Origin of the sequence: Bdellovibrio sp. SKB1291214 (assembly GCF_002209355.2) — a bacterium.
Taxonomy (GTDB): domain Bacteria; phylum Bdellovibrionota; class Bdellovibrionia; order Bdellovibrionales; family Bdellovibrionaceae; genus Bdellovibrio.
In genome coordinates, this window is sequence record NZ_CP106855.1 from 2,318,815 (window position 1) to 2,331,910 (window position 13,096).

10 protein-coding genes are annotated in these 13,096 nt (G+C 44.4%); 4 read left to right on the forward strand and 6 right to left on the reverse strand.

All coding sequences use genetic code 11. From position 1 onward, the window contains the following. Position 1: 1 nt before the first annotated feature. Positions 2-1,951 (reverse strand): ATP-binding protein, encoded by a 1,950-nt coding sequence (locus B9G69_RS11460; RefSeq protein WP_265437751.1) that lies wholly within the window; start codon positions 1,949-1,951, stop codon positions 2-4. A 1-nt stretch (position 1,952) separates the two neighbouring features. Then, positions 1,953-3,803 (reverse strand): FecR domain-containing protein, encoded by a 1,851-nt coding sequence (locus B9G69_RS11465; protein ID WP_088614929.1) that lies wholly within the window; start codon positions 3,801-3,803, stop codon positions 1,953-1,955. A gap of 110 nt (positions 3,804-3,913) precedes the next feature. Here B9G69_RS11465 and B9G69_RS11470 point away from each other — a divergent pair, with 110 nt between their 5' ends. The 3 genes from B9G69_RS11470 to B9G69_RS11480 all read left to right on the forward strand — a co-directional run bounded on the left by B9G69_RS11470 (position 3,914) and on the right by B9G69_RS11480 (position 8,312). After that, on the forward strand, positions 3,914-5,746 hold the full coding sequence (locus tag B9G69_RS11470; protein WP_088614928.1) for a SpoIIE family protein phosphatase: 1,833 nt from the start codon (positions 3,914-3,916) through the stop codon (positions 5,744-5,746). Between the two features lie 37 nt (positions 5,747-5,783). After that, complete coding sequence (locus tag B9G69_RS11475) at positions 5,784-6,254, forward strand: hypothetical protein (protein ID WP_265437752.1); 471 nt, start codon at positions 5,784-5,786, stop codon at positions 6,252-6,254. Between the two features lie 117 nt (positions 6,255-6,371). Further along, positions 6,372-8,312 (forward strand): response regulator, encoded by a 1,941-nt coding sequence (locus B9G69_RS11480; protein ID WP_088614927.1) that lies wholly within the window; start codon positions 6,372-6,374, stop codon positions 8,310-8,312. A gap of 88 nt (positions 8,313-8,400) precedes the next feature. On the opposite strand, the gene B9G69_RS11485 is transcribed toward B9G69_RS11480, so the two are convergent. Genes B9G69_RS11485 through B9G69_RS11495 form a run of 3 tightly spaced genes read right to left on the reverse strand, consistent with a single transcriptional unit; the run spans position 8,401 to position 11,948 of the window. Next, positions 8,401-10,161 carry a hypothetical protein gene (locus B9G69_RS11485; RefSeq protein ID WP_265437753.1) on the reverse strand — a complete coding sequence of 587 codons (1,761 nt, stop codon included), beginning with the start codon at positions 10,159-10,161 and terminating at the stop codon, positions 8,401-8,403. After that, the gene (locus B9G69_RS11490) at positions 10,158-10,760 is read right to left on the reverse strand and encodes an ATP-binding protein (RefSeq protein ID WP_265437754.1); all 603 of its coding nucleotides are present in this window, start codon (positions 10,758-10,760) and stop codon (positions 10,158-10,160) included. The genes B9G69_RS11485 and B9G69_RS11490 overlap by 4 nt, the downstream gene beginning before the upstream one ends. Before the next feature lie 45 nt (positions 10,761-10,805). Continuing rightward, positions 10,806-11,948, reverse strand: coding sequence for a phospholipase D-like domain-containing protein (locus tag B9G69_RS11495; protein WP_088614924.1), 1,143 nt, complete (start codon positions 11,946-11,948; stop codon positions 10,806-10,808). A gap of 70 nt (positions 11,949-12,018) precedes the next feature. On the opposite strand from B9G69_RS11495, the gene B9G69_RS11500 reads away from it, so the two are divergent. Further along, positions 12,019-12,729, forward strand: coding sequence for a hypothetical protein (locus B9G69_RS11500; RefSeq protein ID WP_088614923.1), 711 nt, complete (start codon positions 12,019-12,021; stop codon positions 12,727-12,729). A gap of 95 nt (positions 12,730-12,824) precedes the next feature. Here B9G69_RS11500 and B9G69_RS11505 read toward each other — a convergent pair whose 3' ends face one another. After that, the gene (locus tag B9G69_RS11505) at positions 12,825-13,049 is read right to left on the reverse strand and encodes an alpha/beta fold hydrolase (RefSeq protein WP_088614922.1); all 225 of its coding nucleotides are present in this window, start codon (positions 13,047-13,049) and stop codon (positions 12,825-12,827) included. Positions 13,050-13,096: the final 47 nt, after the last annotated feature.

Genomic DNA, 13,096 nt, shown 5'->3' on the forward strand with positions numbered 1-13,096 from the left:
CTTATGCTGCTTGCAATTTTTTAGCAGGCACCAGATCTGTCATGTAAGGCACTTCCACTATCAGGGTTGTGCCTTTTCCATATTCAGAGCGCACGTGGACCGCGCCTCCTAGATGTTCTGCCGCATGTTTGATGGCATCCATACCCACTCCACGGCCCGAAGTTTCGGTGACTTGTTCGCGAGTGGAGAACTGACTGTCAAAGATGTGCTGGATAACTTCTTCATCGGATTGTTTAGAAACGTCAAAACCTTTTGAAGTTAATTTTTCTCGAATCACTTTGGCATTCACGCCCGCACCGTCGTCGTCGATGCGAATTTGCAACCAATCTATGGCATGCTTTCTTAAAAGATTAAATTGCACGATGATTGTACCAGCCGCGGGTTTTCCTTGCTCCTGACGGACAGTAGGGGCCTCGATGCCATGATCGACAGAGTTACGGAATGAGTGCACGAACGTGGCGAACAGAGTCGAATAAATCTCTGGCAAAACTTTTAGTTCGGCGTTTTTGAAAATAACGGGGTTTAGTTGCTTGTCTTGTTTCTCTGCCACTTTTTGAGCGACGTCGTTATAGGACTCAAAGAAAGAGCCTATGGACTCCATCATGAGGTCGTTTAAAAGCAATTGCGCTGCTGTATTTCCCTGCGGAAGTGACTGCAGTTTTTCCACCGTATTTTGCAATTTGCTAAGTGGAATTTCCAATTGACGCTCTTGAGACAGGGCTTTTTTGCCAAGAATGTCCTCTGATTTTATTAAAAACTTGTGGAAAGAAGACTCAATAAAAAGAGTTTCGTCTTGCAACTTTTTGTATTGTTCTGCATTTCTAGACTCTTTGAATTCAGAAAGCAGGGTTTCAGCTTTGTGACAGTATTCTGTCATGTCTTGAATGGAAAATAGCGCCGCTCCACCTTTTAAGGTGTGCAGTTGGCGAAAAAGGGATTCATCGTCCGCGTTTTCCCAAGAGGCTTTAAGGCCCGATTTTAACTCCGACAAAAGAGATTCTGACTCACGAACAAAACGACCGATTTGGTTTTTGTTTTGAACCATATTGATGATCAAGTTTGCGTAAGAACGATCGCGCACCGCTTGTTCCTGAGCTTCAACCAATTTAGTGATATCAGAAGCAACCAGAACCACGCCATCCATTTTTCCTTCCGCATTTCGAAGCGGGAAGTACTCCAAAGATATACGATTGCCTTCAGAGTGTGGATAGGAAGCTGGTCCCAAGGGTGCTAAGTCTTCGAAGGGCAGCATTTCCATGAAAACAGTCTTCATCCACTTTTGGAAGCCATCCACTTTATTCGCTGGAAGTTTTAGCACATCCCAAATATTTTGACCCTGTGGACGACCTTCGATCGTGTGTTCGCAGGCTTTGGATGTGACTTCCAAAACTTTACCTTGCTCATTAAAGATTAAGAAGCCTTGGTTTAAACTGTCCAATAGAGCCGTCATCATCTGATTTAAACGTGACAACTCCGCAGTGCGGTCAGCGACCATTTTTTCCAAGTTTTTAGAATAGTTTTCTAACTGAACTTTAGCGTCTTCAAGATCTTTGATGACGTCTTCTTTTTGTTCAAGCTCGGCGCGATATTTCTTTTGCAGGCGTTCTTCCAGAGTTACGTCCCGCACAAAAACGATCCAATTTTTATCACCCATGGAATCAAAGACGGGCTGCAAAGTGATTTGCACCTTGCCTTCGCCGCCTTGAGGCGTTTGGAATGTCACTTCTTTATAAGGAGTGGGATCGCAGATATGAATGAGTTTGTCTAAACCTTCTATCGGCTCGCTGAAAGTAAATAGATCCAAGAACTTCATAGATCCACGAGTGATCTTTCTGACAGAAAGACCGCAAACAATAGCCGCTGTTTCGTTGCAATAGATCACCCTTTGTTCTGCGTTCAGAACAAAAACCGGTTCTAGCAAGGTGTCGAACAGCGAGTATTGTATTTTCATTTTACTTTACAAACGTTTCGTTTTTCTGATGATAGACTGTGAACTCTCGTTTACTCGCCCAATCAGAAGGGATATCTCCCTTGGCTTCCGCACGGACGCGCCAATAGATTTTGCCCAGTGGAACTTTGCTCTTAATCAAGTAACGATTGTTCGCCAAAGTTGAGGTGTAAAGAATATTCGAGAAGTCTTCTTTGTCAGAAACTTCCACTGTGTATCCTGTAGCACCGGCAACTTTTTTCCATTCAAGCCAGATGAACGGCTCTTGCTGAGTTTGCAAGAAGATCGACATGTTGTTAAATGGCTCCATCAAAGTAGGAGCGGTGATAGCTGGTCTCATTTCTTCAACAAAGATGCTGCCCGTTTCACTTGGAGGACTTAGTTGACCCTTAGGGCTGATTGCATAAACGCGGTAATAACTTTGACCTTTATCCATTTGTGACCACAAAGTGGCGGTGTCCGACACGTCGAACTGTTGTGGATTTTGGAAATTCAAGTCCTTAGATACTTGCACACGATAGCCACGAGTTTTTGAAACAGGTGTCCATTCCAATTTCGGAGCCATCTCGCTAGCGGGTCTGCGCTCTGTAGGGCGAGGGATGCGGAACTTGATATCCTTTGCAACCAATGTGGGACTTTCTGGAATTGGTTCTTTTTTTGCTGTGACTTGAATTTTAAATGGAACTGCTGCCGACCAAGAAGACACTTTTTTGTCTTGAGTCGTTCCATTGACGCGCACCCAATATTCGCCGGACGGCAAGCGAGGGGTTAGGATGTTTTGCACGTAAGAGTTTCCTTCACGTAAAACTTTTTCGAACTTTTCGTCCTGAGAAATTTGCCAGCGATATGTTTTAAGTAAGGAGTCTGCCGACCAACGAACCTCAGTAGAGATCGCAAGTTGAGAAGGGTCGTCTACTTCAAGTTCCATCTGAAAATTAGCATTCTGATTAGGCGACGTGATCACTGGAACGTTCAAGTGCAAAAGAGTCACTTGACGAGTTTCAGAAGTTCCCACCTCACCATTGCGATCATAGGCTTTGACCCGCCAGAAATAGGGACCTGGCTCCAAGGGGTCTGCGATTTCAATTTTTCCGTCAGTGGTTGTTTTTACAACCGCGACGTTATTAAAGTCAGCAGTCGGCGAAACTTCCATTTCAAAGCGAGCGATGTTGCCGCGACCACGCCAGTTGAACGGCATTTTGTCGTCAGGATTTTCGCGAACATAGGTGGTGTTATTGGCAGTCAGCAACTCGACCGTGGGTTTCACAAGAGATTTTACACCTTGCGGGGAAACAGCAATGGGTTGCTCTTTATCCAATGACTTACGAACTTTTTTATCTTGATAGTTTACCTTACCGGCTAACAGACGTAGGTCGACGTTGCCGGAGTGAGATTTTTTGAACTCGATTTTACCGCCACCATCCAGATTGAATTCTTCGGCGCCGGATTTGATTTTAATTTGTGAACCTTGAGTGATATCACCCACTAAATTACCGTAACGCAGGTCCAGGGACATCTGACCGTTCTTCATGTTAAGAGTGATCAGTGAGTTTGGAGCGATACGAATGACAGTGCCATCTTGCAGACGGATTTGCGCTTCAGAACGGTCGCCGGTGTAAATGGAATCATTATCAAAGATTTTGTCTTCGCGGTTTGCGGGTAACCAACTGAATGTATCTAGGTTTTTTCTGCGGACGTCGTTTTGCGAAGTCGCTACGTTACCTATCAGTTCCATTTCACTTTGATTGCCTTTAGGGAATAGAAGAGAGTCGTCGTACAAGAAGTACGAGAACAACAGCAGTACCAACACGGCCACGCCAAATATCGTTTTCTCTGTTTTACCTAAACGTTGCATAGTTCTCCCCGTAATCTCATCGGCGAAGCAACGATTTTAATTTATGGACCTAGGGCTAACTTATATGAGAATTTCTTTTCGGGATTCTTGTTACGAGTCATACTAACTCTGTGAAAAAACGTGGCATATCAATTAGATATAAGGTTCTATTGCTTCTAACTTCGATCCCATTGATTACATTGACGGCATATCTGGTGCTGGCGATGCGAATCTTTGAAGATGATAAGATTGCCTATGTCTTTGATTCTTCCAGCAGCATGTCGGGAACGATGGCGGCTCAAATTAAGACACAGCTCAATGCGGTCCTGGGTACAGCAAAACCCATCTATCAAGATTATCTTTCGGTTTATAAATTCACTCCTGTCGCAAAATCTATTTTTGATAATGAGTACAGTATCGAAGACGTGATCGTTTTCTCTCCCGGTGCGAACGGGCAATATCAAAAAGTGGCGGCCCTTGAAAAAGTTCCTGAAGGTGCGGACGGCCTTTTGAAATCGATCCAGTCCCACTTGCCCATGTATTTGGCAGAAGTTGAAGCCAATCAACGCGTCGTGAAAGTTCCGTTTAATGATGACCGGGTTTTGATCATGGATAAAGTGATGAACCAAGACAAAACCAAGGCGACCGTCTTTGCCATGCTGGTTCGTATGAGCGAAGCCTCTGAGATGTTCAATGCTGCGACTTCTCAAAAAATGTATCTGATAGCTAAAGATGGCACCGTGTTGTTCGGACCTGAGGGAATGGTTGGTCAAAAGTTGCAAACGGTGGTGACACCAAACTTCCTTGCAGACACGGGCAGCAAAGTTGCTCAAGGTGCTGAAACAGTTAAGGCCGGAAATGGCGTTGATTACTTGGTGTCATTTTCTAAGGCGGGATTTGGTGATTTGACAGTTGTTACTACAATTGAAAAATCCAAAGCTTTAGGTGCCGTTCAAATTCTAATTAGAAAATCTTTGATCTTTTTCGGTATTTTGATTTCTTTGACGGTGATTATCAGTTTGTTTGCTTCAACAGGTATCACACATGCTCTTACCCAATTGTTTACCGCAACTAAAAAAGTTTCAGAAGGTGATTTCAACGTACGAGTGGATGTTTCCTCGAATGATGAAGTTGGAAGCTTGGCTGATAATTTCAATTTGATGGCGGCTGAGGTTTCTCGTTTGCTTGAACAAACTGCTGAAAAAGCACGTATGGAATCGGAGCTGCAAACAGCGAAAACGGTGCAGGAAACTCTGTTCCCAGATGCGCGCGCAAAAATCGGTCCTCTTTCAATTGCGGGTTTTTACGAACCGGCATCTGAGTGCGGTGGTGACTGGTGGCATTACTGTAAAGTGGGCGAGAAAATTTTCTTGTGGATCGGGGATGCAACAGGGCATGGAGCTCCCGCAGCATTAATTACTAGTGCTGCGAAATCAGCATCGACGATTATTGAGCGCTTGGATATTTCACCGGCAAAAGCGATGGAACTTTTAAATCGCTCTATTTATGATGTTTCCAAAGGTCGCATCATGATGACATTTTTTCTTGCGAGCTTTGATTTGCAGACGGGTCGTTTCGTTTATTGTAATGCCTCTCACGAGGCTCCGTTTTTGATTAAAAAATCGGACGATCCTTTAAAGAAAAAAGACTTAGTGGCCCTGAACGAAGTGAATAATCCCAGATTGGGACAGGCCCGCGATTCTCTTTATGAGCAAACTAGCATTCAGGTATCCCCAGGTGATGCAGTTTTCTTTTATACTGATGGTATCCCTGACATCCAAGATCCAGGGAAGACCGCATGGGGAGAGCGGGAATTTATTAAAGCACTTATCGCTGCGAATAAGGACTTCCCAGCGGTCGGTGACTCGGTCGAGCGTTTCGCTAAGAGCTTTCAGGCGCACCGCCAAGGGGCCCCTTTAGTCGATGACGTGACCTTTTTTGTAGTGAAAAACGACGGCGTTTAGTAATATAGGAATGTTCTTGTAACGGGAGATTTTAAGGATGAGTAAACTCGACGTAAAAATGGACAAAGCAGCTAGTAAGTTGTCTGTTCAGATGAATGGAACAATCGATGAAGATGTCGATTTTTCGCAATTCGACTTGTCTGGTAACCAGGCAATTGAAATGGAACTTGGCGGCGTTAAGAGTATCAATTCCTGTGGTATCCGTGAGTGGATCAAATGGATGGGAACTGCGGGATCAGCTAACATCACATTCGCAAATTGCCCGAAAGTGATCGTAGATCAAATTAACATGGTAGACGGGTTCTTGCCGGGCTCTGCTAAAGTAAGTTCTTTCTTTGTGCCTTACTATAATGACGATTCGGGCGCAGAGAAAAACGTTCTATTCCGATACGGTACCGAATTCAAAGAGGGGTCTGTGACGCCTCCCGAAAGTGTAAAAGATGAAGATGGTAACGAAATGGAAATGGACGTCATCGAGTCCAAATACTTCAAGTTCATTAAGAAGTAAAATTCCTCAACCATAGTCTAGGTTGATGGTCTAGAAAGTGAAGCGAGCCCTGGTTCCCAGGCTCGCTTTCTTCATTTTAACCTTCATTTACGAGCATTTATTTCCGACAAGAGATTCGTGAGCGATGCAAAAAGTAAAATCCTTATTTTGGAAGATGACGAATCCGTCTCTACGGCACTGAAGGAAATTCTGAGTCGTGCGGGGCATTCTGTCCTTGTTGCAAGCCGTCCTGATGAGGCGACGGGAATGCTGACATCTAATAATATCGAATTCCTTTTCTGTGACTGTATGTTGCCGCAAATGACGGGGATGGATTTTATCGAACGCATTCGTTCGGAGCATCCAAACTTGCGTTTTAAAGTTGTTTTGATGAGCGGTATCTTTACAGATAAGTCTTTCATTCAAGAAGCAACACAGAAAACTCAGGCTTTGGCATTCTTGCGTAAGCCATTTGAAATGGATCAAGTATTGAAACTGGTGAAGAAGGAAGCTTCTTCACGTGAAGAAACTACGAGTGCTCGTAAGCTTCTTTACCAAATGTTCTCCAATCCTAAAGTGACTAACCGCCAAAAGCGTAAAGTTATTGAGTCGATTGAAGAGGTCAGCGGTTTTGACTTGCCGTTCTTGTATTCACTGTTAGTGGAAACAAAGAGCAGTGGTTATTTAAATATTTATAATTCTGATGGATCTGTCTCTGGTATTTCGTTCTGTAACGGTAACATCGTAGGTGTTGACGTTGACGATAAAACGACATTCTTGGGGGAGATGTTGATCCAATCAGGCTATGCCACTCCGACGGACGTGCAAACCGCTTTGCGCGATAAAAACAACCGTCGTATTGGTAATTATCTCATCCAAAACAATCAACTAAGTCCGCATGCCTTCGATTTGATCTTGATGGAGCAAATGAATATCCGTCTGGTGAAAACGATCGTGGATGAAAAGATCCGCGTGAATTTTGCGGCTGCCGAAGTTGAAATGTCCAATCCGTCGATTGATGCTGACGCCTTGTCATTGTACCTGCACGACTGGATTGCTTCGAAATTGTCTTTGAAATGGTTGAAGTCTTTCTACATGATTTGGACGGGCAACGTGATTGCGAAAAGTCCAACATTCGTCGAGGATCATCCGGCATTAAGCGTGTCGATGATTAAATCTTTGGATGGCTTCATGGCTAAGATTGACGGGGAAACAACGATCAATAAGCTTTTGGATGTCAAAGGCTATACAGAGATCGGTGTTTACAAAGCGGTCCGCTTCCTATTGACCAAGGGTTTGATTGTGTTCGCTCAAAGAGCGGCCTTTGAAAGTCCTGAGGTTCAATTGAAATCCTTGCAGAAAGTGTGGGCCAACCTTGAAGGTAAAAACGGTTTTGAAATCGTTTCCTACATGGAAAGCGGTACGATGGGATCTTCTTTGGAGAGTGTCCTTGAGGATTTCGTAACTGCATTGGGACCTGAGCCTGCTGATCCAAAATCAGAGGTGGGTATTTTGTGGACGCGTATCAAGAAAGAAGCAGAAGATGCAGTTCTGGTTGCGCAGGACTCGAATAAAGCGACTCAATTCCGTCAGGAAGCAAAACGCTCTGAAGCGGAAAACAAACTTAAAGCCAACAGCATGTTGGAAGATGTAAAAAAAGCATTGCAGTACACGCAATACGCAAAAGCTATGACGATGGTGGCAGAGATTGCAAAATTGAACCCACAACAAGCACAGCTTTTCCTTTATAGCTCATGGGCTAAATTGGGTGTGGCGCAAACTTCAGACGGCGTTCGCCGTGCAGCTTTAAGTAAAGAAGTAGAAATGGAGATGATGCAAGTCCCTCCAGATGAGCGCTATGATGCTTTGTATCCGTTTGTTATGGGGCTTTTCCAAAAAGTCCGTGGTGATGCGGCGGGCGCTCGTAAACAGCTTGAAAAAGCCATTGCAATGGATGCTTCTTTCATGTCGGCCCGTCGGGAACTATCGACATTGAGTGCGGCAGCGAAAAATCAAAAGCAAGACGTCTTCAATATGGACTTGAAACAAATGGTTTCAGGTTTCTTCAAAAAGAAATAGCGGCAAAAGGTACGGACACACTTAGTCCAAATAAAAAAGGCTGGAATTAATCCCAGCCTTTTTTATTTGGACAAAGTGTGTCCGTACTTTAGAATTTCCAGTAAGCCATTCCATTTAGTTCCATTTGCATGTCTTCTTTGACTCCGGCAGGTTCGTACTTGTAACCCGTCAGACCCAGGCCGTATTTCAGGTAGAAATCTTTTTTCATTGGAAGATAAGCATTTCCTTCCAGGCGATAGGCACTGTTGACTTTGAAATAGCTGCCAGAGCCACTTGGGAAGTATTGAAGTTTAAGCTCGGTCCACTCGGCCATTCTTTTGAACCAACGAACCGTCGGCTTGTTTTGAACGAAAGCACCCAAGCCGAAAGTCATTGAGCTCGCGTCCTTGCCTTGGACCATTTGCACAGGAAGACTGACGCCCCAAGTTTCATCAATCAAATGAAAACCCGGAGTCGCGCGAAGGCTCAGTTCTGCCGTCGTCAGGTCGACTTCAGGATAGCTGGAATTTGTTGTCAAATGCTGATCGCGGCTGACAGTCAAACCCCAATGCATGTGGGAGATGTCTGAGTTCACTCCCAAAAAGTTTTCAAACCACCATTCAAAACCAAATGTGCCAAATGCGATTCCTGATGGCGTTTGATAACGTGCACCCAACCAAGCAGAAAAAGGATTTCCACGTTCAATGTCATAGCCGGCTACAAACTTATCAGAGCCACTTTGAACTTGCACATAGTGACGAGTGCTTTTGCCAGCAGGAAGGTTGCTGATCGTCCACGTGAAGTGACTGCCTTGGCTTTGAAAATTTGCATCTTTGTCAGAGCCGTCGCCGCTGACAGTGACATCATTGGGAGCATTACCTTCCAATTGAACTTTCGAGGAGTAAGTTTTCGTAACTGAGTCAGGTAACAGAGTGGGGCGAATCTTAGCAGGGGGAACATTGCCCTTGACGTAAAATTCTTGGCGCATTGGAATGTCGCCATCGCCTTTGAGATAGAGCAAAGGGCGCTCTTTAGAAAGAGCCACTTGCCAACTGCCATCAGAGAGTCTGCGGACCTTACTGCCATCAGCAGGATCAGCTCCCGAAGCTGTCATAATGATTCTTTGGCCGTTGTCACTTTGTACAGCGTCTTTGAAATCCACATCATTCATGCGCGTGTCGATTTCAAGGAAGGCACCGGTTTGAGTCAGGGCTTTGAATGCCACACTTTCGGAACGATCGTTTAAGTAGATGATTCCTTGGTTGCCGACAACTTTCCCATTGATTTCAACTTGGGCCACTTTTTTAGAAGAGGAGCGGGGGCGCACGGCCAGCTGTCCTTGTTGTGTTGAAAGATAAAGTTCCTTCGAGCACAAGTAAGTTTGCGTTTCCTCGCTTTGACGATAGATACAGAAAGTCATAAAAGGCAGATATTTCATGTCTTCAACGATTTTTGCATCTTTCAGTTCAACTGTGAGGCTTGCTAAATCTGAGCGCAGGTTTTCTTGATCGCGTTCGTTTTTAGAGATCTTAACATTTTCTTGATCCAAACGCGTGGTGAAGATGGCTTTACCTGCATTGTTTTTAATGGCCAGTTCTCCATCTTTCAACAGATCGGCAGGCCAGGTGAAGCGAACCTTATAGGGAGCATCGTTTTTTGTCGGAGCTTGCAAATCAAAGGTTACTTTCGTTGAGTCGATCAGAATGTCGCCGACTTTTAAGCGATCTTCGTCCATCAACGTGTATTCAAATCTTTGGGGCAAAACCTGGATGTTGTTTCGGCTGGCTTGAAACAGCATGGGTTTACGAGACTCAGCTTGGGCAATAGAACTTGCTACAAGAGCTAAAAACAGAATGCTCCAGTTTTTCATGTCAAAAGCTCCTTGTTGATATCGTCAGCACTTTTATGGGCCATAATGGCGTTGATTACTGAAAGTGCCGTCGTCATTTTAGAAAGAAAATCTTTGTTGTGACCGATCACGATGCGACGGGGATGACCCTCCCAGGCTTGCATGATTTTTGAGTTCAATGTGGAAGCTTCATCGAAAGTTTCCGTTCGAATGGCATTGGTCGTGTCGTAATGATCCGCATCTGCGGTATCCAAATGCAAAACCCAATCGTAGCGGGAAAACTCTGTCTTTTTATCAGAGCCGATATTATCAAAAAAATGTTCCGGTGAAGCGGGCCAGTAAGCCAAAGCATCAATCGATCCTCGATCGCAGACGATCAAGGACTTACCACTGGTTTTGCAAACCATGTCTTCAAGTTCTTTTTGCGTGAAGTAAATCGCCCGTTGAGTGTTGATCGCGCCTTGGGATTCTTTTGAACGAGGGAAGCCCCCGCGATAAAGAATGCTGGCAGCCTCGGGAACCACTGCACACTTTTGTCCGAGCTCTTTTTTCAAAGCTTCGATCAGAGTTGTTTTGCCACCAGAGGGGCCGCCTGTAATTACGATTTTTACCTGTTTCATAACTCCTAGGATCGGCCAGAACCAAGGCTGAGGTCAAAGCAAAATTTAGAGCATGTAACGCAGGCGGAATGCGATTTTTGAGAGTGTGCGAAACAACCAGGACGTTGTTGCAAAAGAGTTTTCGCCGATATTCAGTGAAGTGGAAATGTCCTCATTCCACTGTGTCAGCATATCTTCCCGTGTTTTTTCGTCCTTGAAGTGTGCAATCACCTCCAGATCATGAAAAAGACTGCGGTAATTTAAATTGAATGATCCCACAAAGACATCATCATCAATCACCATGGTTTTCGCATGTAAAATCGATTTCTGATATTCGTAAACAGGAATCCCTTTTTGAATCAAGAAACGCACTAGGAAAAACGAAGCCCATTTAGAAAAGGGAACATCGGATTTACCAGGAATCAAAAGTTTGACATCCACTCCACGCTCTTTGGCATGTATCAAGACGCGTAATAGGGAACGTTTCGGCAAAAAATAGGCCGTCGTAATGTAAAGACGCTTTTGTGAGTGGGAAATTTTGCGAAGCATGTCGCGATAAAGATGTTTACGCATCTTTTGCGTCGTATTGAGTTGAACGGCAGAGCTTAATGGAGCCGACGGTTCCCGCCAGCGACTGATCCAAGATAAAAAGCCCTTATATATAGTGCGCAGATAAGTGATCTGTGTCGCGATCACCAGCTGACGAACGGCGGGACCCTCAACTCGGGCGCCGGTGTCTCTCCATGCTTTCTCTCCCATATATTTCGCGCAGTGAACCTGAGTGAAGTTGAGACTTCCCACATAAGCGATTTTTTCGTCGAAAATAGAAACCTTGCGATGGTTGCGCCGATTCATACGGCGCCACCAACTGGCTTTGCGGATCAATTCAAAAGCGGGGACTCGACGAAGCCAGGAAGATGGGTAAGGCATAATGTGAAATACGCGAAGTTCGATGCCATTTTGTTGGCAGAATTTTAAAACTTGCGGGATGCTATAATAAGCACCGAAGCCATCAAGGATCAACTTTACGGAAACACCTCGTTTCGCCGCAGCTGCAAGTTCATGAAGAATGTTTTCTGTCAGCTTGTCGATATCGAAAATATAGCTTTCAATAGTGATGCTATCTTGAGCATTTTGAATGTCCTTTAAGAGACTTTCAAAATAAGTATCACCTGTATGAAATAGCTGTACGGCACTCCATGAATCCATATGCTGCATTGTTCAATAAATAATTAAAAAAGTCGACAGCAAAGCAAGGGGGAGGGCAAACTTGAACTCTATGGCATCAAGCAAAATAAGAACTATTAAAAAAATTGTGACAGTAAGTCTTCTAGGTGCAATGTGTTGGGGCAGTGCTTTGGCGCAAGCTTCAGTTCCTGCAAGTAAAACGCGTGTGGTTTATTTCGGATTGCAAAATCAGGCTGATTTTGAATTGAAAGTGAAGCCTGTCTTTGACAGCACGGCTAGTTGTAAAAACTGCGAAATCATCAATTATACTCCTTACACAGCCGATGGTGCTGTGGATGAGGCGGCCATGGAAGAGCGCATTGGCTCTTTGCCGGCGGATACAAGTTTCGTATTCTTTGATTTCAACTTGAAATCAAACGATCAAAACAAGGCCCTTTTAGAAGCTTTGAACAAAAGAGCCGACAGCGGAATGATCTTTGTTGGATCTGCAGGGGTTCCTAAATCAAACGAAGCGTCTGGACCGTTGACTCGCACGATCTTGGGGCAAGTGCACAATGCTGTGATCATTGGAGAGTTGGGAGATCGTGATCGCCTAGTTCCATCTGCATTCTATGGCCCTGAAATGCTCACAGCGATTCGCCCACCGAAAGACAAAATTGGTCAGGGTTATTCTCCACTGATATTTGCTGCCAACTTGGCTGAAAAATGGAATAAGCGCAGCCCCCAAGAGTGGACTGATTATTTTAAAAGCAAGAAGCAAAAAAATCGTAAAATCTGGATGGATCTAAACGATCTGTTCTGATGAACTAAGTGCAAATTTAGATTCTTACGAAGGCTCCCAAAAGGGGCCTTTTTTATTGCAGAAAATGATGCACTCAGTAGCCGGAGCGGGTGTGGCTAATATCCGGCCGTGGAAATAAAGTCCTTAATGGCTTCGATAAATATCTTGTGATCTTTTTTCTCTGGCAAATGCCCGGAATGTTTTTGCCGAATCAGCTGAACGTTCTTATGTGATTCAAGTTTCTTGGCCTGGTCATCTAAAAGCAAATGTCCTTTGATTGTACCCTTAAAAACCAAAACGGGGATTTTGATTGAATCAAAAAATTCACGAACGTCGATCATGATTGATCCCAAGACTCGACCTGGGCGCTTTTTAGGGAGATGATGGT

What these genes read in the sequence shown, in the direction of transcription:
- B9G69_RS11460 (WP_265437751.1), bottom strand. Translation starts at nt 1,951, where the DNA reads ATGAAAATACAATACTCGCTGTTCGACACCTTGCTAGAACCGGTTTTT.
- B9G69_RS11465 (WP_088614929.1), bottom strand. Translation starts at nt 3,803, where the DNA reads ATGCAACGTTTAGGTAAAACAGAGAAAACGATATTTGGCGTGGCCGTG.
- B9G69_RS11490 (WP_265437754.1), bottom strand. Translation starts at nt 10,760, where the DNA reads ATGAAACAGGTAAAAATCGTAATTACAGGCGGCCCCTCTGGTGGCAAA.
- B9G69_RS11505 (WP_088614922.1), bottom strand. Translation starts at nt 13,049, where the DNA reads ATGATCGACGTTCGTGAATTTTTTGATTCAATCAAAATCCCCGTTTTG.
- B9G69_RS11485 (WP_265437753.1), bottom strand. Translation starts at nt 10,161, where the DNA reads ATGAAAAACTGGAGCATTCTGTTTTTAGCTCTTGTAGCAAGTTCTATT.
- B9G69_RS11500 (WP_088614923.1), top strand. Translation starts at nt 12,019, where the DNA reads ATGGCATCAAGCAAAATAAGAACTATTAAAAAAATTGTGACAGTAAGT.
- B9G69_RS11495 (WP_088614924.1), bottom strand. Translation starts at nt 11,948, where the DNA reads ATGGATTCATGGAGTGCCGTACAGCTATTTCATACAGGTGATACTTAT.
- B9G69_RS11475 (WP_265437752.1), top strand. Translation starts at nt 5,784, where the DNA reads ATGAGTAAACTCGACGTAAAAATGGACAAAGCAGCTAGTAAGTTGTCT.